General features: G+C 68.7%; 22 protein-coding genes. 7 read left to right on the forward strand and 15 right to left on the reverse strand.

Going from position 1 to position 23,169, the window contains the following annotated elements; all coding sequences use genetic code 11:
• Positions 1–80: 80 nt before the first annotated feature.
• Genes KF941_RS16655 through KF941_RS16665 form a run of 3 tightly spaced genes read left to right on the forward strand, consistent with a single transcriptional unit; the run spans position 81 to position 2,593 of the window.
• On the forward strand, positions 81–1,127 hold the full coding sequence (locus KF941_RS16655) for an ATP-binding cassette domain-containing protein (RefSeq protein ID WP_214273971.1): 1,047 nt from the start codon (positions 81–83) through the stop codon (positions 1,125–1,127).
• The gene (locus tag KF941_RS16660; protein ID WP_072460810.1) at positions 1,117–1,791 is read left to right on the forward strand and encodes a methionine ABC transporter permease; all 675 of its coding nucleotides are present in this window, start codon (positions 1,117–1,119) and stop codon (positions 1,789–1,791) included. Before KF941_RS16655 ends, KF941_RS16660 begins: the two co-directional genes overlap by 11 nt.
• Before the next feature lie 19 nt (positions 1,792–1,810).
• Positions 1,811–2,593, forward strand: coding sequence for a MetQ/NlpA family ABC transporter substrate-binding protein (locus KF941_RS16665; RefSeq protein WP_214273972.1), 783 nt, complete (start codon positions 1,811–1,813; stop codon positions 2,591–2,593).
• A gap of 133 nt (positions 2,594–2,726) precedes the next feature.
• On the opposite strand, the gene KF941_RS16670 is transcribed toward KF941_RS16665, so the two are convergent.
• Both KF941_RS16670 and KF941_RS16675 read right to left on the reverse strand, forming a co-directional pair.
• Positions 2,727–4,229 carry an acetyl-CoA hydrolase/transferase family protein gene (locus tag KF941_RS16670; RefSeq protein WP_214273973.1) on the reverse strand — a complete coding sequence of 501 codons (1,503 nt, stop codon included), beginning with the start codon at positions 4,227–4,229 and terminating at the stop codon, positions 2,727–2,729.
• A gap of 126 nt (positions 4,230–4,355) precedes the next feature.
• Complete coding sequence (locus KF941_RS16675; protein ID WP_036756881.1) at positions 4,356–4,781, reverse strand: DoxX family protein; 426 nt, start codon at positions 4,779–4,781, stop codon at positions 4,356–4,358.
• Positions 4,782–4,884: 103 nt separating this feature from the next.
• Here KF941_RS16675 and KF941_RS16680 point away from each other — a divergent pair, with 103 nt between their 5' ends.
• On the forward strand, positions 4,885–5,796 hold the full coding sequence (locus KF941_RS16680) for a LysR family transcriptional regulator (protein ID WP_214273974.1): 912 nt from the start codon (positions 4,885–4,887) through the stop codon (positions 5,794–5,796).
• Here the strand turns inward: KF941_RS16680 and KF941_RS16685 are convergent.
• The 10 genes from KF941_RS16685 to coxB all read right to left on the reverse strand — a co-directional run bounded on the left by KF941_RS16685 (position 5,759) and on the right by coxB (position 14,658).
• On the reverse strand, positions 5,759–7,159 hold the full coding sequence (locus KF941_RS16685) for an FAD-binding oxidoreductase (RefSeq protein WP_214273975.1): 1,401 nt from the start codon (positions 7,157–7,159) through the stop codon (positions 5,759–5,761). The genes KF941_RS16680 and KF941_RS16685 overlap by 38 nt on opposite strands.
• Positions 7,159–7,740, reverse strand: coding sequence for a GNAT family protein (locus KF941_RS16690; protein WP_036756879.1), 582 nt, complete (start codon positions 7,738–7,740; stop codon positions 7,159–7,161). Before KF941_RS16690 ends, KF941_RS16685 begins: the two co-directional genes overlap by 1 nt.
• The gene (locus tag KF941_RS16695; protein WP_072460814.1) at positions 7,740–9,005 is read right to left on the reverse strand and encodes a pitrilysin family protein; all 1,266 of its coding nucleotides are present in this window, start codon (positions 9,003–9,005) and stop codon (positions 7,740–7,742) included. Before KF941_RS16695 ends, KF941_RS16690 begins: the two co-directional genes overlap by 1 nt.
• Complete coding sequence (gene thrC, locus KF941_RS16700) at positions 9,002–10,390, reverse strand: threonine synthase (protein WP_214273976.1); 1,389 nt, start codon at positions 10,388–10,390, stop codon at positions 9,002–9,004. The genes KF941_RS16695 and thrC overlap by 4 nt, the downstream gene beginning before the upstream one ends.
• Before the next feature lie 10 nt (positions 10,391–10,400).
• Positions 10,401–11,072: an SURF1 family protein gene (locus KF941_RS16705; RefSeq protein WP_072460816.1), complete on the reverse strand. Its 672-nt coding sequence runs from the start codon at positions 11,070–11,072 to the stop codon at positions 10,401–10,403.
• A gap of 65 nt (positions 11,073–11,137) precedes the next feature.
• Entirely contained in the window at positions 11,138–11,962 is an 825-nt protein-coding gene (locus KF941_RS16710) for a cytochrome c oxidase subunit 3 (protein WP_072460817.1), read from the reverse strand.
• A 34-nt stretch (positions 11,963–11,996) separates the two neighbouring features.
• Positions 11,997–12,581: a cytochrome c oxidase assembly protein gene (locus tag KF941_RS16715; protein WP_072460818.1), complete on the reverse strand. Its 585-nt coding sequence runs from the start codon at positions 12,579–12,581 to the stop codon at positions 11,997–11,999.
• A complete protein-coding gene (locus KF941_RS16720) occupies positions 12,578–12,835 on the reverse strand; it encodes a hypothetical protein (protein ID WP_036756965.1) in 258 nt (85 codons plus the stop codon). Before KF941_RS16720 ends, KF941_RS16715 begins: the two co-directional genes overlap by 4 nt.
• Positions 12,835–13,752: a heme o synthase gene (gene cyoE, locus KF941_RS16725; RefSeq protein WP_036756869.1), complete on the reverse strand. Its 918-nt coding sequence runs from the start codon at positions 13,750–13,752 to the stop codon at positions 12,835–12,837. The genes KF941_RS16720 and cyoE overlap by 1 nt, the downstream gene beginning before the upstream one ends.
• A gap of 9 nt (positions 13,753–13,761) precedes the next feature.
• Positions 13,762–14,658: a cytochrome c oxidase subunit II gene (gene coxB / locus KF941_RS16730; RefSeq protein ID WP_214273977.1), complete on the reverse strand. Its 897-nt coding sequence runs from the start codon at positions 14,656–14,658 to the stop codon at positions 13,762–13,764.
• 160 nt (positions 14,659–14,818) lie between these two features.
• On the opposite strand from coxB, the gene tldD reads away from it, so the two are divergent.
• The 3 genes from tldD (at position 14,819) to KF941_RS16745 (ending at position 19,848) form a co-directional block, all read left to right on the forward strand.
• Entirely contained in the window at positions 14,819–16,240 is a 1,422-nt protein-coding gene (gene tldD, locus KF941_RS16735) for a metalloprotease TldD (RefSeq protein ID WP_036756863.1), read from the forward strand.
• Between the two features lie 104 nt (positions 16,241–16,344).
• The gene (dprA, locus tag KF941_RS16740; RefSeq protein ID WP_240540460.1) at positions 16,345–17,577 is read left to right on the forward strand and encodes a DNA-processing protein DprA; all 1,233 of its coding nucleotides are present in this window, start codon (positions 16,345–16,347) and stop codon (positions 17,575–17,577) included.
• Between the two features lie 108 nt (positions 17,578–17,685).
• Positions 17,686–19,848, forward strand: a complete 2,163-nt coding sequence (locus tag KF941_RS16745; RefSeq protein ID WP_214273978.1) for an OmpA family protein — start codon at positions 17,686–17,688, stop codon at positions 19,846–19,848.
• A gap of 1,096 nt (positions 19,849–20,944) precedes the next feature.
• Here the strand turns inward: KF941_RS16745 and phoB are convergent.
• Genes phoB through pstB form a run of 3 tightly spaced genes read right to left on the reverse strand, consistent with a single transcriptional unit; the run spans position 20,945 to position 23,164 of the window.
• Positions 20,945–21,634, reverse strand: coding sequence for a phosphate regulon transcriptional regulator PhoB (gene phoB / locus KF941_RS16750; protein ID WP_036756851.1), 690 nt, complete (start codon positions 21,632–21,634; stop codon positions 20,945–20,947).
• 3 nt (positions 21,635–21,637) lie between these two features.
• Positions 21,638–22,348: a phosphate signaling complex protein PhoU gene (gene phoU, locus KF941_RS16755; protein ID WP_114534901.1), complete on the reverse strand. Its 711-nt coding sequence runs from the start codon at positions 22,346–22,348 to the stop codon at positions 21,638–21,640.
• A gap of 18 nt (positions 22,349–22,366) precedes the next feature.
• Positions 22,367–23,164 (reverse strand): phosphate ABC transporter ATP-binding protein PstB, encoded by a 798-nt coding sequence (gene pstB / locus KF941_RS16760; RefSeq protein WP_114534900.1) that lies wholly within the window; start codon positions 23,162–23,164, stop codon positions 22,367–22,369.
• Positions 23,165–23,169: the final 5 nt, after the last annotated feature.

The following is a 23,169-nucleotide window of genomic DNA, read 5'->3' on the forward strand; positions in this document are numbered from 1 at the left end:
TGCCCTTTTGCCGGGCACCTGCCCCTTGCCAAGCCCGGCCCGGCGGGCATAGGTCTCGCCTGACATTCAAGGCAGGGGCGATGACAGGGCCGGCAATCTCATTCCAGGGCGTGACGCGCCGCTATCCGCAGAAGGGCGGCAGCGACGTGGTGGCGCTGCACGACATCTGGCTGGACGTGCCGCAGGGCGCGATCACCGGCATCATCGGCCGGTCCGGCGCCGGCAAGTCGACGCTGTTGCGCATGGTGAACGGGCTGGAACGCCCCAGCGCCGGCAAGGTGATCGTGAACGAGCGCGACGTGGGCGCCGCCTCGGATGCCAGCCTGCGCCGGATCCGGCGCGAGGTCGGCATGATCTTCCAGCATTTCAACCTGCTGGCCAGCCGCACCGTGGCCGAGAACATCGCCCTGCCGCTGGAGATCGCCGGCGAGGAGCGCGCCAGGATCGCCCCCCGCGTCACCGAGCTGATCGAGCGCGTCGGCCTGACCGCGCAGGCCGGCCGCTACCCGGCCGAGCTGTCCGGCGGGCAGAAGCAGCGCGTCGGCATCGCCCGCGCGCTGGCGACCGGGCCGCGCGTGCTTCTGTCGGACGAGGCGACCTCGGCGCTCGACCCCGACACCACGCGGCAGGTGCTGGACCTGCTGCAGACCATCAACCGCGACCTGGGCCTGACCATCCTGCTGATCACCCATGAAATGGCGGTGGTGCGCGACATCTGCAGCCACGTGGCGGTGATCGAGGGCGGCCGCATCGTCGAGGCGGGCGAGACCTACGCGGTCTTCTCGAAACCCGCCCATCCCACCACGCGCTCGTTCCTGACCGGCGTGACCGGCGTCGCCGTGCCGCAATTCGTCGCCGGCCAGATGCGGGACGCGCCCCAGGCCCCCGAGGCCGAGGCGGTGGTGCAGATCACCTTCATCGGCAGCCATGCCACCGACCCGATGCTGGCGCGTCTGACCTCGGAACGCGGGGTCAGCGTGAACATCCTGGCCGGCGCCATCGAAGAGATCGGCACCAGGCCCTTCGGCAGCCTGATCGTCGCCCTGCCCGCCCCGCGGCTCGAGGAATCGCGTCGCTTCCTCGAGGAACACGGGCTTCTGACCGAGGTGCTTGGCTATGTCGGCTAACCTGATCCCGATCCTGTGGCAGGCGACGCTGCAGACGCTCTACATGGTCGCCCTCTCCACCCTGCTCGGCACGCTGATCGGCGGGCCGCTGGGCGTGTTCCTGGCCACCTCGCGCCGGGGCGAGCTGCTGTCGACGCCCTGGCTGAACACCGTCCTCGGACTGGTGGTGAACGCCGCGCGCTCGACCCCCTTCATCATCCTGGTGGTGGCGATCATCCCCTTCACGCGGCTGATCGCCGGCACGTCGATCGGCACCACCGCGGCCATCGTGCCGCTGACCATCGCGAGCGCCCCCTTCATCGCCCGGCTCATTGAAACCGCCATCCGCGAGGTCGATGCCGGGCTGATCGAGGCCGCCCGCGCCATGGGCGCGACGCCCGGCCAGATCGTGCGCAAGGTGCTGATCCCCGAGGCCATGCCCGGCATCATCCTGGGCCTGACCCTCGCCGTGGTCAGCCTGATCGGCTATTCGGCCATGGTCGGCGCCGTCGGCGGCGAGGGCCTGGGCGATCTCGGCATCCGCTACGGCTACCAGCGCTTCATGCCCGAGGTGATGCTGGCCGTCGTGGTGATCCTGATCGTGCTGGTGCAACTGGTGCAATCGGCCGGCGAATGGATCGCCGCCCGTTTCGACAAGCGCGCGCCCCGCAACCGGGGCCGATAACCTGAAAGGACCAAGACCCATGCGCAAATTCAGCCTTGCCGCCCTGACCTCGGCGCTGGCCCTCTCCGCGACCCTGGCCGCGGCCGAGGAAATCAAGGTCGGCGTCTCGCCGGGCGAGCATGGCGAGATCATGGAAGAGGTCGCCAAGGTCGCCAAGGACAAGGGCCTGACCATCGACATCGTCGAATTCACCGATTACGTGGTGCCGAACCAGGCGCTGGCCGATGGCGACCTGCAAGCCAACAGCTTCCAGCACCAGCCCTATCTGGACAACCAGATCAAGGACCGCGGCTTCGATCTGGTCAGCATCGCCAAGACCATCACCACGCCGATGGGGGTCTATTCCGACAAGCTGAAATCGCTGGACGAACTGCCCGAGGGCGCCAAGGTCGCGATCCCGAACGACCCGACCAACGGCGGCCGCGCGCTGCTGCTGCTGCAGGACAAGGGCGCGATCACCCTGGCCGAGGACACCGGCCTCACCCCCTCGCCGCTCGACGTGACCGGGAACCCGAAGAACCTGAAGTTCCTGGAACTCGACGCCGCCCAGCTGCCGCGCGCCCTCGCCGATGCGGACATCGCCATCATCAACACCAATTATGCGCTGGATGCCGGGCTGAACCCGAACGAAGACGCCATCGCCATGGAAAAACCCGACAGCCCCTATGCCAACATCATCGTCGTGCGCAAGGGGAACGAGGACGCACCCTGGGCCAAGCAACTGGTCGAGGCCTATCACGACCCGGCGGTGAAGCAGTTCATCGAAGAGAAATACCAGGGCGCCGTCATCCCGGCCTGGTGATCTTCTTTGTTGTGAAAATACCCCGGGGGACGCCGATCCGACCCCGTCGAGGGGTCGGATCGGCGGGGGGCAGAGCCCCCGCCACCGCCTGACACGCAACGCGCCCGCGCAGGATCGGCCGGACGCGTTTGCCTCATTCCGGCCTCATGCTGCCGGTCCGGCGCAGCCGGTCGTGCCAGCTCAGCGCCTCCTCGACCAGATGCGGCGTATGCCCGCCCCGCGTCAGCGCGCGGGCATGGTAATCCTCCAGCCCGTCGCGCCATTCCGGCGCCACGCAATTCTTCAGGACCACCCGCGCCCGCTCGCGCGGCGCCAGCCCGCGCAGGTCCGCCAGCCCCTGCTCGGTCACCAGGATGTCCACGTCATGCTCGCTATGGTCGACATGGCTGACCATCGGCACCACCGACGACACCGCCCCGCCCTTGGCCATGGACTTGGTGACAAAGACCGACAGATAGGCATTCCTCGCGAAATCGCCCGAGCCGCCGATGCCGTTCATCATCTGCGTGCCCATGACATGGGTCGAGTTGACGTTGCCGTAAAGATCGAATTCCAGCGCCGTGTTGATGCAGATCAGCCCCAGCCGCCGCACCACCTCGGGGTGGTTCGAGATCTCCTGCGGGCGCAGCACCAGCCGGGGCTTGAACTCGTGGAACCGCGCCATCACGTCGCGGTATTTCGCCGCCGAAAGCGTGATCGACGAGCCCGAGGCAAAGACCATCTTGCCCGCATCCATCAGATCGAAGGTCGAATCCTGCAGCACTTCCGAATACATGGTCAGGTCGTGGAACGGGCTGTCGATGAAGCCGTGCAGCACCGCATTGGCGATGGTACCGATGCCGGCCTGCAGGGGATGCAGGTGGCTGGGCAGGCGCGAGCGCGCCACCTCGTGCTTGAGGAACTCGGTCAGGTGGCCGGCGATGGCGCGGGTCTCGGCGTCCGGGTCGTGGATGGTCGAGGAACTGTCCAGCTTGGTCGAGATCACGATGGCCGCGATACGCTCGGGCGGGACCGGGATGAAGGGGAAGCCGACCCGGCTTTCCGGCGTCACCACCGGGATCGGCGTGCGCGTCGGGCGATAGGTGGGGATATAGATGTCGTGCAGCCCCTCCAGCGCCTCGGGCTGGCTCAGGTTGATCTCGACGATCACCTTCTCGGCCAGCAGCGCGAAGCTGGCCGAATTGCCGACCGAGGTGGTGGGGACGATGCCGCCGGTCTCGGTGATCGCCACCGCCTCGACGATGGCGATGTCCACCGGCGGCAGTTGCCCGGTGCGCAGCTGCTCGACCGTCTCGGACAGGTGCTGGTCGATATACATCACCTCGCCCGCATTGATCGCCCGCCGCAGGGCCGGGTCGGACATGAAGGGGATGCGGCGCGACAGCACATGCGCCTCGGCCAGGGTCTTGTCGAGGTCGTTGCCAAGCGACGCCCCGGTCATCAGCGTCACCTTCAGCGGCTCGCGCCGGGCGCGTTCGGCCAGCGCCAGGGGCACGGCCTTGGCCTCGCCGGCACGGGTAAAGCCCGACATGCCCAGCACCATGCCGTCGCGGATCAGGCTGGCGGCCTGATCGGCGCCGACCACGCGCTGGCGCAGGGCCTTGTGGCGGATGCGGTGAAGGTAATCCTCGGTCATGGCGGCCTCCCTGGAACTCGGGCGATGATTAGAGCCATCGCGCAGGACTGACAAATCAACCCAGCCATGCGCGCAAGGAAAGGCCGGCCCGAAGGCCGGCCGCCGCAAGATCGTTTCGCGCCCGGATCAGCGGCGCTTGCCCAGCGACCAAGCCCCGTCGCCCAGCAGCGCCAGCGCGACCATGGTGACGGCCCAAAGCACCGGATATTCCCAGCCGCCGCCGGGATTGCCGAAGGCAAAGCCGTTGCCGCCATGGCCGAACCAGGCCGCGCCCAGCAGGACGGCGGCCAGGACCAGCGCGACCTGGCGGGTGAACAGGCCGGCGACCAGCACCAGCCCGCCCAGGATCTCGGCCAGCATGGTCAGGTAGCCGAGCGCGCCCGGCAGGCCGATGGACTGGAAATAGCCGGCCGTGCCGGCGGGCGTGAAGACCAGCAGCTTCGTCAGCCCGTGGACCAGGAACCACAGGCCGGTCGAGACCCGCAGGATGAAGGCGGCAATGTCGGCATTGCGCGTGGCGGCGGTCGTGCCGCCATGGCTGAGGTCGGTCATGATGCGTTTCCTTGAACTGTTCGCTGGCCCTCAGATAGCCCTTGGCGATTGTCGCGAAAACGGCCATATTCATGGAAATATTATCGCCGCCATGGAGATTGCGATGGACAGGATCGACGGCATCCGCGCCTTTGTCGCCGTGGTCGATGCCGGCTCGTTCACGCGGGCGGGCGAGCGGCTGGGAATCTCGAACAAGCTGGTCAGCAAATATGTCGCCGCGCTGGAGGGGCAGCAGGGGGTCACGCTTCTGAACCGCACCACCCGCGCCCTGTCGCTGACCCCCTCGGGCGAGCGTTACCTGGCCGCCGCGCGCCGCGTGCTGGCCGCGGTCGAGGAACTGGACGCCCAGGCCCATGCCGAGGAAGGCGCGCTGGCCGGCCGGCTGCGCGTGACCGCGCCCGTGACCTTCGGCGAGATGTTCGCGACCACCCTGACCCGCGATTTCACCCGCGCGCATCCGGGGGTCGAGATCGACCTGAACCTGTCGGACCGCTATGTCGACCTGGCGGCCGAGGGCTTCGACCTGGCGCTGCGCATCGGCCAGCTGCCCGATTCCAGCCTGATCGCCCGCCGCATCGGCCAGACCGAGGCCTGGGCCGTCGCCAGCCCCGCCTATCTGGCCGCGCATCCCCGCCCCGCCCGGCCCGAGGATCTGCGCGACCATGCGAATATCCGCGACAGCAATGCACAGAACCCCGGACGCGCCGTCTTCCTGGTGGATGGCAAGGCGGTCAGCGTCCCCCTGCCCGGCCGCATCACCGTGAACAGCGCCCAGGCGGTGCGGCACCTGGTGCTGGAGGGCGAGGGAATCGCGATGATCCCCAGCTTCGTCGTCGCCCGCGACCTGGCCGAGGGCCGGCTGGAACGGCTGCTGCCCGATTTCCTGCGGCCGCAGCTGGACATCCAGGCGCTGTATCTGCCGCAGCCCTTCATGCCGCCGCGGCTGACGGCCTATCTGGACCACCTGCGCATGGCGCTCAGCCCGCTGCTGAAAGCACCGCGCCCGGATTCATGATCCCCAGCGGATCAAGCGCCGCCTTGATCGCCCGCATCGCCGTCAGTCGCGCCGGATCGCCCCAGCGCTCCAGGTCGCCGACCTTCAGCCGCCCGACGCCATGCTCGGCCGAGAACGAGCCGCCGCGCGCGACCACCATGCCATGCACCAGCTCGGACAGCGTCTTGCGCCGGTCGTCATATTCGGCACGGCTGCGACCTGGCGCCGGGAACAGGTTGTAATGCAGGTTGCCGTCGCCTAGATGGCCGAAGCAGTTGATCCGCAGCCCCTCGCCCGCAAGCCGCTCGCCGGCGTCGCGGATGAAGCCGGCGATCTCGGACAGGGGCAGGCTGATGTCGTGGCTGGCGACGGCGCCGATGCGGCGGTTCGCCTCGGGGATATGTTCGCGCAGGTGCCAAAAGCCCGCCGCATGCGCACCCGATTGCGCGATCACCCCGTCGGTGACGAGGCCGCGCTCCATCGCGTCCACCAGCAGCCCCTCCAGCGCCGCCTCGGGGGGCAGCCCCTCAGGCAGGCCGACCTCGACCAGCACCGACCATTCGGCGCCGGGCAAGGGCTGGCGGATCTCGGGCAGAACCTCGGCCAGGAAGGCCAGCCCCTGCCCGCCGATCAGCTCGAAGGCGGTGACGCCGCCGGCCATGCGCCCCTCGGCCAGAGACAGCAGCGTCAGCGCCGCCTCGGGGCCGGGCACCTGCAGCATGGCGGTGCCGATGTTCGGCGGCGGCACCACCAGCTTCAGGCTGGCGGCGGTGATGATTCCCAGGCTGCCCTCGGCCCCGATCAAGAGGTCGCGCAGGTCATAGCCGGTATTGTCCTTGCGCAGCCGCTTGAGGTCGTGAACCACGGAGCCGTCGGGCAGCACCGCCTCGATCCCCAGGCAGAGCGCCCGCGCCGTGCCATAGCGCAGCGCGGTGACGCCGCCGGCATTGGTCGCAAGGCAGCCGCCGATGGCGGCGGTGCCCTGGCTGGCCAGCGACAGCGGGAACAGCCGGCCGGCGGTTTCGGCCGCGTCGCGCACGGCTTGCAGGGTCATGCCGGCCTCGGCCACCAGCACGTTCTCTTCGGGCCAGATGCCGCGCAGCGCCGTCATCCGTTCCAGCGACAGGATCAGCGGCGCCGGGCCGTCGGGCATGACCTGGCCCGCGACCAGGCCGGTGCCGCCACCGCGGGGCACGATGCCCACACGCGCCGCGGCGCAGGCGCGGACCACGGCGGCGACCTCATCCGTGCTGCGCGGGGCGGCAACCAGCCCGGCCCGGCCCAGGTAGCGGCCGCGCGGCTCTTCCAGGTAGGCGGGTGTCACCTCGCGCAACACGCCTGCGGGCAGCATCGCGGCCAGGGCGTCGTCGGCCTGGTTCAGCATCAGCGCACCTCGGTCTTGCCGCGCCGGTCGTGGCGCAGGTTGGCGTAAAGCACATGGTTGCGCCAGCGCCCGTTGATCTGGAGATAGCTCTGCGCCACGCCCTCGTATTTGAAGCCGGAACGCTCAAGCACACCGCGCGAAGGGGTATTTTCCGGCAGGCAGGCGGCCTCGATCCGGCTCAGGTCCATCTCGCCGAAGGCGTGCTGCACCAGCGCGCCGATCGCCTCGCGCATATAGCCCTGCCGGGCAAAGGGCTGGCCGATCCAATAGCCGATGGTCGCCGATTGCGCCGGGCCGCGGCGGATGTTGTCCAGCGTGATCGCGCCCAGCAGCGCGCCGTCGCGCCGGATCAGGAACAGGGGCAGCGCCGTGCCGTTGCGGCTGGCACGCTGCGCCCAATAGACCCGGTTGGTAAAGCCGCGCTTGGTCAGGTGATCGGGCGCCCAGACCGGCTCCCATGGGGTCAGGAAGGCGCGGCTTTCGGCCCGCAGCCCCGCCCAGAGGGCGAAATCCGCATGCGCCGGCAGGCGCAGCACCATCCGCTCGGTTTCCAGGCGCGGCGGACGGCGGCGCGAGAACATCAGGCGGCAAGCCTTTCGGCCAGCACCTCGCGCGAAGGCGCGCCGGCGACCGGCCCGTAAAGCGCCAGCGCCGGGCGGGCATGGGCGATCAGATGCTCGGCATGGGCGCGGATGTCGGCCACGGTCACGGCGTCGATGCGTTCCGCCACCTCGGCCGGGTCCGGCACCCGGCCCCAGATCGCCAGCGACCGCGCCATGCGTTCGGCCTGGCCGGTCGGGCTTTCCAGCCCCATCAGCAGCCCGGCCTTGAGCTGGGCGCGCGCACGGGCCACCTCGGCCTCGGTCATGTCCTCGGCCGAGCGCTTCAGCTCGTCCACGGTCAGGTTGGCCAGATCGGCGATCTGCTCGCCCGAGGTGCCGGCATAGATCGTCACCATGCCGGTATCGTCGTGGAAACCGGACTGCGCGAAGATCGAATAGCACAGGCCCTTTTCCTCGCGCAGCTTCTGGAACAGGCGCGAGGACATGCCGCCCCCCAGCGCCGAGGTCCAGATCTGCGCGGCATAGAAATCGGGCGCCTGATAGCCCGGCCCCTCGAAGGCCAGCGCGAAATGCGCCTGCTCCAGCCCCTTGACGCGGCGCGCCTCGGCGCCCTGCCAGCGGGCGGGCTCGCGCGTGGTCAGGGCGCGCGCCGGCAGGCCGCCGAAGATCGCCTCGACCTGGCGCAGGATGCGGTCGTGATCGACGGCACCGGCGGCGGCGACGATCATGCGCTCGGGGCCGTAATGCTCGGTAATGAAGCCCGACAGGTCGGCGCGGTCGAAGCGGCTGACCCGCTCGGCCGGGCCCAGGATGGTGCGGCCCATGGGCTGGTCGGGATAGGCCGCCTCTTGCAGCCAGTCGAAGATCACGTCGTCGGGCGTGTCCAGCGCCTGGCCGATCTCTTGCAGGATCACGCCGCGCTCGACCTCGATCTCGCGCTGGTCGAAGACCGGATTCATCACGATGTCCGAGATCACGTCCAGCGCCAGCTCCACATCCCCCGCCAGCACCCGCGCATAATACGAGGTCACGTCGCGCGAGGTATAGGCGTTGATATAGCCGCCGACATTCTCGATCGACTCGACGATCTCCAGCGCGCTGCGCCGGGCGGTGCCCTTGAAGGCCATGTGTTCCAGGAAATGGGCGATGCCGTTCTGCTCGGCGCGCTCGTCGCGGCAGCCGGCATTGACCCAGATGCCGATGGCGGCGGAATGCAGGCCGGGCATGTCGCGGCTGACGACGCGCAGCCCGTTGGGAAGGATGCTGTTGCGGATCTGGCTCACACTGTTCTCCGTTCAAGGATCAGCGATTTAATGGCCTCGGCGTCGTTTTCAATGCGGGTGATGCGCTCGTCGCGCTCGAACAGGTCCGCCATATGCGGCGGCAGGGGCGGGCGGATGGCGGTCGCGGCCTCGACCGCGTCGGGGAATTTCGCCGGATGCGCGGTCGAGAGCGAGATCATCGGCACGCCCGGCCGCAGTTGCTCGCGCGCCACCTTCACGGCGACGGCGGTATGCGGGCAGATCACCTCGCCGGTCTCGGCGCGGATGGTGGCGATCATCGCCGTGGTCTCCGCCTCCGAGGCGCGGCCCGAGATATAGGTCTCGCGCAGCGCCTGCAATGCGCCCTGGCTGATGGCGAAGCCGCCGGATTTCAGCTCGTCCATCAGCCGCGACACCGCATTGCCGTCATGGTCATAGGCCAGCCACAGCGCCCGCTCGAAATTCGAGCTGACCTGGATGTCCATCGACGGGCTGATCGAGGGCTCGACCGTGCCCACCCGGTATTCGCCGCCGGTCAGCGCCCGGTGCAGGATGTCGTTCTGGTTGGTGGCCACCACCAGCCGGCCGATGGGCAGGCCCATGGCCTTGGCGATGGAGCCGGCGAAGACGTCGCCGAAATTGCCGGTCGGCACGGTGAAATCCACCTCGCGCCGCGGCGCGCCCAGGCTGACGGCGGCGGTGAAGTAATAGACGATCTGCGCCAGCACCCGCGCCCAGTTGATCGAGTTGACGCCGGCAAGCCCGACCGCGTCGCGGAAATCGTGGTCGTTGAACAGATCCTTCAGCCGCGCCTGGCAATCGTCGAAGGTGCCGTCCACCGCCAGCGCATGGACATTGGCGTCGGCGGGCGTCGACATCTGCCGGCGCTGCACCTCGCTGACGCGGCCATGCGGATACATGATGAACACATCGACGTTCGACAGGCCCCGGAACGCCTCGATCGCGGCCGAGCCGGTATCGCCCGAGGTCGCGCCCAGGATCGTGACCCGCTGCCCCGAACGCGCCAGCGCCAGCTGGAACAGCTGGCCGATCAGCTGCATGGCGAAGTCCTTGAAGGCCAGCGTCGGCCCGTGGAACAGCTCCAGCAGGTGATGGCCCGGCGCAAGCTGGACCAAGGGCGCGCGGGCGATATGGTCGAAGCCCTGATAGGCGCGGGCGATGGCGCCGCGCAGCTCGGCATCGCTGAAGCTTTCGCCGACGAAGGGGCTGATGACGCGGCGCGCGACCTCTTCATAGGGCAGGCCCTCGAAGCGGGCGATCTCGTCGGCCGAGAACATCGGGATCGCCTCGGGCAGGTAGAGCCCGCCGTCGCGCGCCAGCCCGGTCATCATCGCCTGTTCGAAGTCCAGGACCGGAGCCCGCCCCCGAGTCGAAACGTAACGCATCGCGTCTCCCCTAGTATTGCCGCTGCCTGATACGCCAGATCAGCGCCACTGTCATCCCTGCCCAAACCGCAGCGATCATGAACCATTGCACGGCATAGCTCAGGTGGTTGTTCGGAATGCCCTCGACCGCGACCGGGATCGGCTGCACGCCCTGGGCATCGCCGCGAACCTCGGCCGCGACGACCAGGATCGGCTCTGTCCCCAGCTGCGCGGCCATGGCGGGCACGTCGCGGGCGAACCAGACGTTCTCGGCCAGGTTGGGCTCGGGCGTGGCGCTGCCCTTCTCGTCGGGCCAATGCAGGTTGCCCGCGACCTGCAGCCGCACCGGGGGGCGCGGGTCGCGCTTGTGGTCCTGGTCGACGAAGCCCCGGTCCAGCAGGATCCGGCGCCCGTCGTCGGTCAGGAAGGCCGAGACCACCTGGTAGCCGCCGCCCAGCTCGCGCGTGCCGGACAGCACGTTGATTTCCTCGCCCGTGGTCTGGCCCGAGACCAGCACCGGCATGTATTTCATCGACGGGTCCACCGCGGCCGGCAGGGCCACGGGCGCGCCCTCGATCCTTTGCTGGATCTGCGCGATCATCCCCTCTTTCCAGTCCAGCCGCTGAAGTTGCCAGACGCCCAGAGAGATCAGGATGGCACAGCCCAGCACGCCGACGATCAGCGGGAACAGGTAACGGCGCATGGGCGGGCCTCCAAAGCAAACGGCGCGGGAACATCTGCCCCGCGCCGTGGAAATGTCTGTCGGGATCAGCGGCCCCAGATATAGATCACGACAAAGAGGAACAGCCAGACCACATCGACGAAGTGCCAGTACCAGGCGGCGGCCTCGAAGCCGACATGCTGCTGCTGGGTCATCTGGCCCTTGATCAGGCGGATCAGGCAGACGAACAGGAAGATCGTGCCGATGATGACGTGGAAGCCGTGGAAGCCCGTGGCCATGAAGAAGGTGCCGGCATAGACCGTGTCGGCCATGCCGAAGGCGGCGTGGCTGTATTCATAGGCCTGCAGCGCGGTGAAGCAGACGCCCAGGATCACGGCGACGATCAGCCCGTTGATCGTCGTCCTGCGGTCGCCCTCATGCACGAAGGCGTGGTGGGCCCAGGTCACGGCGACGCCCGACAGCAGCAGGATCAGCGTGTTGATCAGCGGCAGGTGCCAGGGGTCGAAGGTGACGATGCCTTCCGGCGGCCAGACGCCGTCCTTGATCGGGCTGTCCGGCCCCATCGGATACATGGCGTTCTTGATGAAGGCCCAGAACCAGGCGACGAAGAACATCACCTCGGACATGATGAACAGGATGAAGCCGTATTGCAGGCCGATCCGCACCACCGGGGTATGTTCGCCCGACTCGCCCTCGTTCACGACATCGACCCACCAGCCGAACATGGTGTAGAGAACGGCGGCCAGGCCGATCAGGAACATCCACGGCCCCTCGACCGGCAGCCCGAAGACCGTGATTCCCTTCATCCAGGCGACCGCGCCAGTCAGCATCACGAAGGCGCCGATCGCGCCGAGGAAGGGCCAGATCGATGGCGGCAGGATCTGATAATCGTGGTTCTTTACATGGGCCATGGCTGCGTTCCCGGCTGTTGCTGGTTCTTGTTGCTCAGTTTACGGTCGGTTCCGTTTTCGCGTCCAGCGCCGCCTGCTTGGGCGCGGGAGGATCGGTCCGGTGGAAGGTATAGGACAGGGTGATGTCGCGGATGCGGCCCGCGTCGCGGTCGTTCACCAGATCGGCATCGACGAAGAAGCTGACCGGCATCTCGACCCGCTCGCCCGGTGCCAGCGTCTGCTCGGTAAAGCAGAAGCACTCGATCTTGTTGAAGAAATAGCCGGCCGCATCGGGCGCCACGTTATAGCTGGCGGTGCCGGTGACGGGCTGGTCGGTATTGTTGATCGCCTCGTAGAAGGCGATGGCGTTCTCGCCGATCTTCAGCTCCATCTCGCGCTGCATGGGGCGGAAGGTCCAGCCGAGGTTGCTGTCGGCATTGGCGTCGAAGCGCACGCGGATCTTTTCCTCCAGCACGGTATCCGAGGCGGCCTCGGCCACGTTGGTCGTGCCGGCAAAGCCCGTCACCTTGCAGAACCAGGAATAGAACGGCACCGCCGCCCAGGAAAGCGCGCCCATCAGCACGACGACGCCGGCCAGCATGGCCACGGTGCGGCCGTTCGACCTCGGTTGTCCGCTCATTCGCCTGCCTCCTGGTTGGCCGCCGGCGTGCCCGGCGCCGCGACCGGCGCGGCATTGGCCGCCGGCGGATCGGGATCCTGCGGCAGCATCGAGGCGCGCGGGCGGTGGTCATAGCCCTGCATCATGTCGCCCTGGGTGATCTTGACCACCGAGAGCCCGAAGACCAGCGCCACGAAGGCCAGCAGCACGACCAGCAGCCCGATGTTGCGGCTGCGGCGGCGCTTGTGCAGCTCGTGTTCGACCTGGGGCAGCATCACCACCCCCCGATCCAATGCTGGACCAGAAGCGCCAGGAAATGCAGGAAGGTGTAGTAAAGCGACAGGCGGAAATAGCGCTTCTCGACCCGGTAGCCGTCGGCCTGGGCCTGGTCCTCGTCGCGGCGCAGGATCTGCCAGCCGCCGGCGATGAACAGCACGTTCAGCACCGCCGAGACCGCCAGGTAGAGCGGCCCGCCGACCGAGGTGAAGCCCAGCCAGATCGCAAAGGGCGCCAGCACCAGCGTATAGGCGAAGATGTGGCAGCGCGTCACCCTGCGGCCATGCGTCACGGTCAGCATGGGGACGCCGGCCTTGGAATAGTCGTCCTTCATGAACAGCGCCAGCGCCCAGAAATGCGGCGGCGTCCAGAAGAAGATCAGCGCGAACATCAAGAGCGACTCGATGCCGATGCCGCCGGTGGCGCAGGCCCAGCCGATCATCGGCGGAAACGCCCCCGCCGCGCCGCCGATGACGATGTTCTGCGGCGTCGAGCGCTTCAGCCAGATCGTGTAGACCACGGCATAGAAGAAGATGGTGAAGGCCAGGAACCCGGCCGCGAACCAGTTCGCCGCCAGCCCCAGCATCATCACCGACAGGCCCGACAGCGCGATGCCGACCGCCAGCGCCTCGCCCGAGGTCACGCGGCCCGAGGGCACCGGACGGCCCGCCGTGCGGCGCATCACCGCGTCGATGTCGGCGTCATACCACATGTTGAGGGCGCCCGAGGCGCCGCCTCCCAGCGCGATGAACAGCACCGCGCAGAAGGCGACGAAGGGGTTGACCGGCTGCGGCGCGATCCACAGGCCGACGAAGGCCGTGAACACCACCAGCGACATGACGCGCGGCTTCAGCAGCGCGACATAGTCGCCGAAGCCCGCCTCGGCGGGCCCCTCGTATGCGTTGATATCGGCCACGGCCCGACCTTACTCTGCCGAGGCCAGCTTGATGGGGCCGGCGGGCAGGTAGTCCGAGGCGTCGGCGGCGAATTCCTCTTTCGCGCCGGCAAGCCAGGCGTCGTATTTCTCCTGGCTGACCGCCTTGACGACGATGGGCATATAGGCGTGGTTGATGCCGCAAAGCTCGGAACACTGGCCGAAATAGACGCCTTCCTGGTCGACCGAGAACCACAGCTGCGCGATGCGGCCCGGCACGGCGTCCTGCTTGACGGCAAAGGCGGGCACGGTCCAGGCGTGGATCACGTCGGTCGCCGTCACCTGCACCAGCACCTTCTTGCCGACCGGAACCACGACGGCATTGTCGGTGGCCAGCAGGTATTCGTCCTCGGAATAGCCGGCGTCGGCCAGGGCTTCCTTCTCCAGCATCAGCGCATCGAAGGCGATGGCGTCGTTGGGATATTCATAGGACCAATACCACTGGTGGCCGATGGCCTTGATCACCAGGTCGGGATCGTTCGGCATCTCCTGGCTGCGGAACAGGATCGGCAGCGAGAAGGCGCCGATGGCGACCAGGATCAGCACCGGGACCAGGGTCCAGATCACCTCGATCGGGGTGTTGTGGGTAAAGCGCGCCGGCACCGGATTCGCCCGGCGGTTGAAGCGCACGATGCAGATCAGCAGCAGCAGGCAGACGAAGATCGTCACGGCCGTGATGATGTAGAGCACGAAATGATCCAGCCATTGCTGGTCATGCGCCAGCGGGCTCGACGCCGGCTGGAAGTTCATCCCGCCGTTCACCGGCTTGCCGATCACCGGCAGATCGCCCAGCACGTCCTGCGCCCAGGCCGGCACGGCCGTCATCGTCGCAACTCCCAGGCTCATCACCGCCGCCACCCCGCGGCGCTTGGTCGCAATTGCCATCATCCCATCCCGTTGCCTATCATGCCACCGGCAGACCCCTGTCCCAGAGCCCCCAGCATTCGGTCCTGCACCAGAACCATATCTTACCCCGGCGGGCAAGCCATACCTATCGACTTCTTGTCAAAAAACCCCTAGGCCGGGCGACATGACAAGGACCGGTTCCATGACAGACGCTTCGTTTTCGCCCTTTCGGACGCATCTCGATCAGGACCGCGCGCTGCGCATCCTGCGCGACGCCTTGGCGGGCGCGGATGACGGCGAACTTTTCCTGGAACGCGCGCGTTCCGAGGCGCTGGTCTTCGACGACGGCCGGCTGCGCACCGCCAGTTATGACGCCGAACAGGGCTTTGGCCTGCGCGCCGTGCGCGGCGAGGTGACGGGCTATGCCCATTCGACCGAGATCGACGAGGCCGCGCTGAAGAAGGCGGCCCAGACGGTGCGGCTGGCGGTCGGCGCCGGCGGCGGCACGCTGGCCTTGCCACCGCAAGGCGAAATCCGCCCGCTTTACGCCGCCATCGACCCGGCCGAAGAGGTGCCCTTTGCCGCCCGCGTGGCGCTTCTGCGGCAAATCGACGCATTCGCGCGCGGACTGGACCCGCGGGTGGTCCAGGTCTCGGCCAGCATCGCGACTTCGGTGCAGGAAGTGGCGATCCTGCGCCCCGAGGGCGGGCTGGCCACCGACATCCGCCCGATGGCGCGGCTGAACGTCTCGGTCATCGTGGAATCCAACGCGCGGCGCGAATCGGGAACCGCCGGCGGCGGCGGGCGCATCGGCCTTACGGGCCTGGTCGCGCCCGAGCATTGGCAGGGGCTAGTGCGCGAGGCGCTGCGCATCGCGCTGGTCAACCTGCGCTCGGTCCCGGCGCCTGCAGGCGTGATGGACGTGGTGCTGGGGCCGGGCTGGCCCGGCATCCTGCTGCACGAAGCCGTGGGCCACGGGCTCGAGGGGGATTTCAACCGCAAGGGGCACTCCGCCTTTGCCGGGCTGATGGGCCGGCGCGTCGCCGCGCCCGGCGTGACCGTGGTCGACGACGGCACCATTCCCGACCGGCGCGGCTCGATCTCGGTCGATGACGAGGGCACGCCCCCCGGCCGCAACGTCCTGATCGAGGACGGGATTCTGGTCGGCTACATGCAGGACCGGCAGAACGCCCGGCTGATGGGGGTGGCGCCGACCGGCAACGGGCGCCGGCAAAGCCATGCCCATGCGCCCATGCCGCGCATGACCAATACCTTCATGCTGGCGGGGTCCGAGGATCCGGCCTCGATCCTTGCCGGGCTCGAGGACGGCATCTATGCGGTCGGCTTCGGCGGCGGGCAGGTGGACATCACCAACGGCAAGTTCGTGTTCTCCTGCACCGAGGCCTATCGGGTGAAGAACGGCCAGGTCGGCGACCCGATCCGCGGCGCGACGCTGATCGGCGACGGCGCGACCGCGCTGGGGCAGATCCGCGCCATCGGCAACGACCTGTCGCTGGATCCGGGAATCGGCAATTGCGGCAAGCAGGGGCAATGGGTCCCGGTCGGCGTCGGCCTGCCCACGCTGCGCATCGGCGGGCTGACCATCGGCGGCTCGGCGACCTGAACGGCCGCGATTCCAAGGGGTTGAAGAAATTCTTCGCCGGCTAACCCATTCTTAACCTTTGCCATGCGATGTTTCGGCCTGCGGATCAGGCAGAGGCATGGATCATGATGGCAAGGCAGCTTTCCTTGGACCCCCACCACGGACCCCGCCCAAAAGGGGAGGGGCTTGCGGCCTTGCGCCTCATCCGCTCTCGCAAGGTGGGGCCGGCGACCTTCCACCGGCTGCTGGGCGAACATGGCAGCGCCCAGGCGGCGCTGGCCGCCTTGCCCGCGATGGCCCAGGCCGCGGGGATCCAGGACTACACCCCCTGCCCCCTTTCGGTCGCCGAGGCCGAGATCGCGTCCGGCCGCCGCGCCGGCGCCCGGCTGGTGACCTGGGGCGACCCGGATTACCCCGCCCTGCTGCGCACGGTGGCCGAGGCGCCGCCGGTGCTGTGGCTGCGCGGCGACATGGCGGTGCTGGAGCGCATGCCCGTGGCGGTGATCGGCGCGCGCAACGCCTCGTCGCTGGGCCTGCGCATGGCGCGGGGCATGGCCGCGGGCCTGTCGCAATCGGGCGCGGCGGTCGTCGCCGGGCTGGCGCGCGGCATCGACACCGTCGCGCATGAGGCCGCGCTGCACGGCGGCACCATCGCGGTCATGGCCGGCGGCATCGACATGATCTATCCCAGCGAAAACGCGGCCCTGGCCGAGGCGATCTGCGAAACCGGCCTGCTCGTCACCGAACAGCCGCCGGGGACGGAACCCGTGGCGCGGCATTTCCCGGCCCGCAACCGCATCATCTCGGGCCTGTCGCGCGCCGTGGTCGTGGTCGAGGCTGCGCATCGCTCGGGCAGCCTGATCACCGCGCGCTGCGCGCTGGACCAGGGGCGCGAGGTGATGGCGGTGCCGGGCCATCCGATGGATGCGCGGGCCGCCGGCTGCAATGCGCTGATCCGCGACGGCGCCTTGCTGGTGCGCAATTCCGCCGATGTGCTGGCGGCCTTGCAATCGAACGCCCCGGCGGCCGCGGCGGAACAGCCCGCGCCGGCCCCTACCCCGACCGCTCCGGTCTCCGGGCGGGTCAGGCAGCCGGCCGCCGTCGCCCGCCGGCTTGCGGAACTGGGCCACGACACCCCCCGCCCGGTGGCGACGCACCGGCCGCGCGACGCCGGCGGCCCGGTGAACCTGGAGGGGCGGATCCTGGCGCGGCTTGGCCCCAGCCCGACCGAAGAGAACATGCTGATCCGCGACCTGGGGGTGCCCGCCGCGGTCCTCGCCCCCGCGATCCTGGCGCTGGAACTGTCGGGCCGGGTCCAGCGCATGGCTGGTGGCAGGCTGGCGCTGAGCGGCGGCTGAGGCCCCTCGCCTCTCCGATCACGCGGCGGTCACGCGCTTGTTGGGGAACTGCACCGATGGCCGAAGGTTGATCCGGGATCAAGCGACCATCGGAAAAAGAGGACCGACATGCGCCGCATCTACAAGACCACGACCGCGATGGTGACCTGCCTGTCCCTGATCGCCCCGCAACTGGCGGTGGCGCAGGACCAGCAGGGCCAAGGCGCTGACGAACAGGTCATCCTGCCGCCGGACCAGCAAGCTGGGGCCGAGGCCGGGCAGCCGCAAGAGCCGCCCGAACCCGCGGCAGAGCCTGCCCCGGAACCGGCCGAACAGCCGCAGGCCGAGGGCGAGGCCCCCGCCGAGCCGCAGGCGCAGGGCGCCGAAACCGAAGCCCCCGCGGAACCTGCCGCAGAGCCCGGCGCCGAACCGGCCGCAGAGCCGCAAGCCCAGAGCGAGGCCGCACAGCAAGAGCAGCCGGCCCCTTCCCCCGCACCCAAGCCCGAAGTGACCCAGGCCGAGGAGCCGCAACCCAAGCCCCCGGTGGTCGAGGCGGCCGAGCCGCCGGCCAAGCCCCAGGCCGCGCAACCCGAGCAGGCGGCCCCGCAAGGCGAGCCTGCGCCCAAGCCGGACACCCCCGAAGCCGTGACCACGACCGATCCCGCCCCCGCGCAAAAGCCGGATGCGGTCACGCCGCAGGATGCCGGCCAGGCCGGGCAGGCGGAACCGGCCCAGGACGCAGAGGCGCTGAAGAAGGCGCTCGAGGCCGAGACCTCGGCCGAACAGCCGCAATCGGCCGGACAGGCGGAACCGCAGGCCGACCCGGCCCGCGCGGATGAGGCCCAGCCTTCCCAGACCCCCGATGCGCAGGAACTGGAACGCCGCCTGCAAGAGCAGGCGCAAGAGAGCGGGCCCGAATCGGACCAGCCCTCGGAGCAGGCTCTGCCCGGCGAACAGGCCACGGGCGAAGAACCGCGCCCCGATGCACAAGAGCTGGAGCGCCGCTTGCAGGAACAGGCCGACGGCCAGTCCGCGCAACCCGAAGAGACCGCGCCCGAGCAAGGCCAGGCCGGGCAGGCCCAAACCGGGCAGGCCCAGCCGGAGCAGCCCCAACCCGAGCAAGGCCAGCCGGAACAGGCCGCCGAGGTGCAGGCACCCGAGGCCCAGGCGCAGCCGAACGCCGTCGCGCAGCGCGCGGCCGAGGAAGCGGCCCCCGCGGCAGCCGCCGCCCTGGCCGCCGGCGATGCCGAACCGGCGCAGGGCCAGCTGGACGAGATGCAGATCACCGAGGAAAACGCCCGCAGTTCGGCCGAGGAATTCGCCACCTCGGTCATGCAGGGCATGCAACAGCAACAGCAGCAGCCCGCCGCCGACCCGCAAGCGCAGGAGGCGCCCCAGGACGACGATGACGACGACACGGTCAAGGACATCGCCAAGCTGCTGCTTGCCGGTGCGGCCGGGATGGCGGTCGGCAAGATGCTGTCCGACGACCGCCAGGTGGCGCTGAACACCGGCGACCGGGTGGTCGTCACCCTGCCCGACGGCAGCCAGCAGGTGATCAAGGACGACAATACCCTGCTGTACCGGCCGGGCTCGAACGTGCAGACGGAAACCTTCGACGACGGCTCGACCCGGACCACGGTGGTGCGTGCCGACGGCAGCCGGGTCGTCACCATCCGCGACGCGAACATGAACATCCTGCGCCGCACCCTGCTGCGTGCCGATGGCACCGAAACCCGGCTGATCGACGATACCCAGGCGCAGCCGGTGCAGATCTCGACCCTGCCGGCGCCGCCGCCGGTCCGCATCAACCGCGAGCGGCTGGACGAGGCCGCGCTGCGCGAGTCGCTGAACCGCGAGGCGGCGGTGGACCGCCGCTTCAGCCTGGGCCAGGTCCGAAACATCCCCGAGGTCCGCGCCCTGGTCGCGCCGGTGAACGTGCCCGAGATCACCTTCGACACCGGCTCCTCGGCGATCACCCCCGACCAGGCGCAGCAACTGGCGACGCTGGGCAAGGTGATCCGCGACAGCATCGACCAGAACCCGCGCGAGATCTACATGATCGAGGGCTATACCGATGCCGTCGGCTCGGATGCCGCCAATCTGGCGCTGTCCGACCGCCGGGCGGAATCGGTGGCGCTGGCGCTGGCGGAATATTTCCAGGTGCCGCCCGAGAACATGGTGGTGCAGGGCTATGGCGAGCAGTTCCTGCTGGTGCCGACCGACGGGCCCGAGCGGCAGAACCGCCGCGTCGCCGTGCGCCGCATCACCGACCTGCTGGCGCAGAACTGACTGCGGGGCGCGGGGTGCGGGAGTTCAAGCCCCCAGCCGCAAGACCGAAAGCCAGCCGCGGGACCAGTTCCCGCGGCTGGCGGTTGCCGTCTGCACGACCCGGCAATCGGAAGGGAAGTTCCCCGGATCGGCAAAACCCGTAGACCCGTAGACCCGTAGACCCGTAGACCCTGGCGGCAGATGGCTGCTGGGTCGAGCGATCGCTGGACCTTGCGGTTGCGCTGGGTGGGGATCTGGGCTTGCCCGTCCCGTCGGGCAACCAGATCGACCAGGTGCTGCCCGTGATAGCCGCGACCGGCAGCGACGATGCAGGCGGCGGGCGGCTGTTCAAGCAGCGCGGGCGCCGCACCTTGTCGGAAGCCTGGCCCGCCGCAGGAGCGAGGCGAACCGGCAGTCCGCTTTCGTCGAGCACAACATGGATTTTGCTGGTCAGTCCTCCACGAGAGCGGTCGATGGCATGATCCGGGGCCCCTTTTCGCCGGCGGCATGCTGGTGAGCCCGGATGATGGAACTGTCGATCAACGGCATCGACTGGAGCGAAGCGGCCGCCAAGGCCTAGAAAACCCGAAGCCAAACGCCCACACTGGCCCATCGGTTGGAAGCGGTCGCATATGGACCGTAACGCTTGGGAAGGTCGCGCCAAGGCGGCGCTGTCCGCAGGACGGAGAAAACCCGTTCAGGACGCGCCGGTCGTCCGTCCGCGCAAGGCCACGAGGCTTGTCGGGAAGAAGCGGTGCAATCCGCGCCCATTCCCGATCCCTCAGCGCGAGAGGTGCCATTCAAGCTCCGCAAGACGCTCGAAGCACGAACTGCTCCCAAACGAAAGCCCGCTTGCGAGTGCAGAACCTGGAAGCCACACGGCGCTTCCGAACCGCCGGCGCTCCTCTGCGAAGGCGTGGCGCGCTGCGGTCGGCCGGGTGTCCGCCAGCCCAGGAACGGGTCGGAGCTTCGGCCGCAGGATTTCGCGGCTCGAGGCTCCCTGGTGGGAGGGGTGAGCCTGGAACGCTCTGCGCCCCTTGGCCGCACCGGCCCCGCATGCAGGCGGGGGCCGCCAGCCACGGTAGCGGGGGGCAGGAAAACGGCGGGGGCCGGATCCTCAGCCCAGCGAATAGCCGGTGCCGCGCACCGTGCGCACCGGGTTGTCGCCGCCATGGGCCATCAGCGCCTTGCGCAGCCGGCCGACATGGACGTCGATGGTGCGGGTGTCGACATAGATGTCGCGGCCCCAGACCCGGTCCAGCAATTGCTCGCGCGTCCAGACGCGGCCGGGCTTTTCCATCAGCGTCGAGAGCAGGCGGAATTCGGTCGGCCCCAGGTGCAGCGGCTGGCCGGCGCGGAACACCCGATGCTCGCCCGCATCCAGGATGATGTCGCCGAAGCTGAGCCTTTCGCCCATCGAGGCCGGCCGGGTGCGGCGCAGCTGGGTGCGCAGCCGCGCCATCAGCTCGACCACGGAATAGGGCTTGACCACATAGTCGTCGGCGCCGGTCTCCAGCCCGCGCACCCGGTCCACCTCTTCGGAACGCGCCGACAGCATGATGATCGGGATCTGCCGCGTCGAGGGGTCGGCCTTGACCCGGCGGCAGACCTCGATGCCGCTGACATTGGGCAGCATCCAGTCCAGCACGATCAGGTCGGGCTGCTCCTCGGCCACCAGCAGCATGGCCTCGTCGCCGTTCTCGGCCAGCACGACGTCGAAGCCCTCGGCCTCGAGGTTGTATTTCAGCACCTCGCGCTGTGCGCCTTCGTCCTCGACGACCAGGACACAGGGTTGGGTCTGCGCCATGGATCAGGCCCCCTCCATGCGCGGCACGCTTTCGCCCTTGGGGCGCGGATCCTCGGGCAACTCGCCCGTGGCCAGGTAGATCACCTGCTCGGCGATGCCGGTGGCGTGGTCGCCCATGCGCTCGATGTTCTTGGCGATGAAATGCAGGTGCATGCAGGCGGTGATGTTGCGCGGGTCTTCCATCATATGGGTCAGGAACTCGCGAAACAGCGCGTTATACATCTGGTCCACCTCGAGGTCGCGCTTGCGCACGTCGCCGGCCAGCGCGGCGTCGCGCTGGATATAGCTGTCCAGCGCGTCCTTCATCATCGCCTCGACCGTGGCGGACATGCGGCGCAGCGCCATGCCGGCGCCGTCGATGGCTGGCATGTCGGCCAGCACGTTGCTGCGCTTGGCGATGTTCTTGGCGTAATCGCCCACCCGCTCGAGGATATGCGAGATCTTGATGACCGACAGCACCATGCGCAGGTCGGTCGCCCGCGGCGCCCGCAGCGCGATCAGGCGCGCCGCCTCCTCGTTGATCTGATGCTCCAGCGCGTCGATGGCCTTGTCGCGGCGGCGGATGTCGTCGGCCAGCTCGCCGTCGCGGGTCTCCAGCGCGATGGCGGCGTCGTGGATGGCGCTTTCGACCATGCCGCCCATCTTGACGACCAGGGCCTGCACGGTTTCCAGGTCACGGTCGAAGGCGGACAGGATGTGGCGTTCGTTGTTCATGTCAGATCCCTTTCCGGCCTAGCCGATGCGGCCCGAGATATAGCTTTCGGTGCGCGGATCGCGCGGATTGGTGAAGATGTCGTCGGTGTTGCCGTATTCCACCAGGTTGCCCAGGTGGAAGAAGGCGGTCTTCTGGCTGACGCGGGCCGCCTGCTGCATGGAATGGGTCACGATCACCACCGAGAACTGGGCGCGCAACTGGTCGATCAGCTCCTCGACCTGGCTGGTGGCGATGGGGTCCAGCGCCGAGCAGGGCTCGTCCATCAGCAGCACCTCGGGCTGGGTCGCCACGGCGCGGGCGATGCAAAGCCGCTGCTGCTGTCCGCCCGACAGGCCGGTGCCGGGATCCTGCAGGCGGTCCTTGACCTCGTTCCACAGCGCCGCGCCGCGCAGCGATTTCTCGACGATCTCGTCCAGCTCGGCACGGTTGCGGGCCAGGCCGTGGATGCGCGGGCCATAGGCCACGTTGTCATAGATCGACTTGGGAAAGGGGTTCGGCTTCTGGAATACCATGCCGACGCGGGCGCGCAGCTGCACCGGGTCCACGCGCTTGTCGTAGATGTCCTCGCCGTCGAGCGTGATCTTACCCTCGACCCGGCTGATGTCGATGGTGTCGTTCATGCGGTTCAGGCAACGCAGGAAGGTGGACTTGCCGCAGCCCGAGGGACCGATGAAGGCGGTCACGGTCTTGTCCAGCAGATCGACGTTCACGTCCTTGATCGCGTGTTTTTCGCCATACCAGACCTGCACGTCGCGGGCGGCGATCTTGATTTCCGACTGGTCCACGCTGCGCTCCAGAAGTCTCATGTCGTTCATATCGG

Origin of the sequence: Paracoccus sp. pheM1 (genome assembly GCF_018499825.1) — a bacterium.
Classification (GTDB): Bacteria; Pseudomonadota; Alphaproteobacteria; order Rhodobacterales; family Rhodobacteraceae; genus Paracoccus; species Paracoccus versutus.

Coding starts and splice junctions, on each gene's coding strand:
- KF941_RS16655 (WP_214273971.1), top strand. CDS start 81: ATGACAGGGCCGGCAATCTCATTCCAGGGCGTGACGCGCCGCTATCCG.
- KF941_RS16660 (WP_072460810.1), top strand. CDS start 1,117: ATGTCGGCTAACCTGATCCCGATCCTGTGGCAGGCGACGCTGCAGACG.
- KF941_RS16665 (WP_214273972.1), top strand. CDS start 1,811: ATGCGCAAATTCAGCCTTGCCGCCCTGACCTCGGCGCTGGCCCTCTCC.
- KF941_RS16670 (WP_214273973.1), bottom strand. CDS start 4,229: ATGACCGAGGATTACCTTCACCGCATCCGCCACAAGGCCCTGCGCCAG.
- KF941_RS16675 (WP_036756881.1), bottom strand. CDS start 4,781: ATGACCGACCTCAGCCATGGCGGCACGACCGCCGCCACGCGCAATGCC.
- KF941_RS16680 (WP_214273974.1), top strand. CDS start 4,885: ATGGACAGGATCGACGGCATCCGCGCCTTTGTCGCCGTGGTCGATGCC.
- KF941_RS16685 (WP_214273975.1), bottom strand. CDS start 7,159: ATGCTGAACCAGGCCGACGACGCCCTGGCCGCGATGCTGCCCGCAGGC.
- KF941_RS16690 (WP_036756879.1), bottom strand. CDS start 7,740: ATGTTCTCGCGCCGCCGTCCGCCGCGCCTGGAAACCGAGCGGATGGTG.
- thrC (WP_214273976.1), bottom strand. CDS start 10,390: ATGCGTTACGTTTCGACTCGGGGGCGGGCTCCGGTCCTGGACTTCGAA.
- KF941_RS16705 (WP_072460816.1), bottom strand. CDS start 11,072: ATGCGCCGTTACCTGTTCCCGCTGATCGTCGGCGTGCTGGGCTGTGCC.
- KF941_RS16710 (WP_072460817.1), bottom strand. CDS start 11,962: ATGGCCCATGTAAAGAACCACGATTATCAGATCCTGCCGCCATCGATC.
- KF941_RS16715 (WP_072460818.1), bottom strand. CDS start 12,581: ATGAGCGGACAACCGAGGTCGAACGGCCGCACCGTGGCCATGCTGGCC.
- KF941_RS16720 (WP_036756965.1), bottom strand. CDS start 12,835: ATGCTGCCCCAGGTCGAACACGAGCTGCACAAGCGCCGCCGCAGCCGC.
- coxB (WP_214273977.1), bottom strand. CDS start 14,658: ATGATGGCAATTGCGACCAAGCGCCGCGGGGTGGCGGCGGTGATGAGC.
- tldD (WP_036756863.1), top strand. CDS start 14,819: ATGACAGACGCTTCGTTTTCGCCCTTTCGGACGCATCTCGATCAGGAC.
- dprA (WP_240540460.1), top strand. CDS start 16,345: ATGATGGCAAGGCAGCTTTCCTTGGACCCCCACCACGGACCCCGCCCA.
- KF941_RS16745 (WP_214273978.1), top strand. CDS start 17,686: ATGCGCCGCATCTACAAGACCACGACCGCGATGGTGACCTGCCTGTCC.
- phoB (WP_036756851.1), bottom strand. CDS start 21,634: ATGGCGCAGACCCAACCCTGTGTCCTGGTCGTCGAGGACGAAGGCGCA.
- phoU (WP_114534901.1), bottom strand. CDS start 22,348: ATGAACAACGAACGCCACATCCTGTCCGCCTTCGACCGTGACCTGGAA.
- pstB (WP_114534900.1), bottom strand. CDS start 23,164: ATGAACGACATGAGACTTCTGGAGCGCAGCGTGGACCAGTCGGAAATC.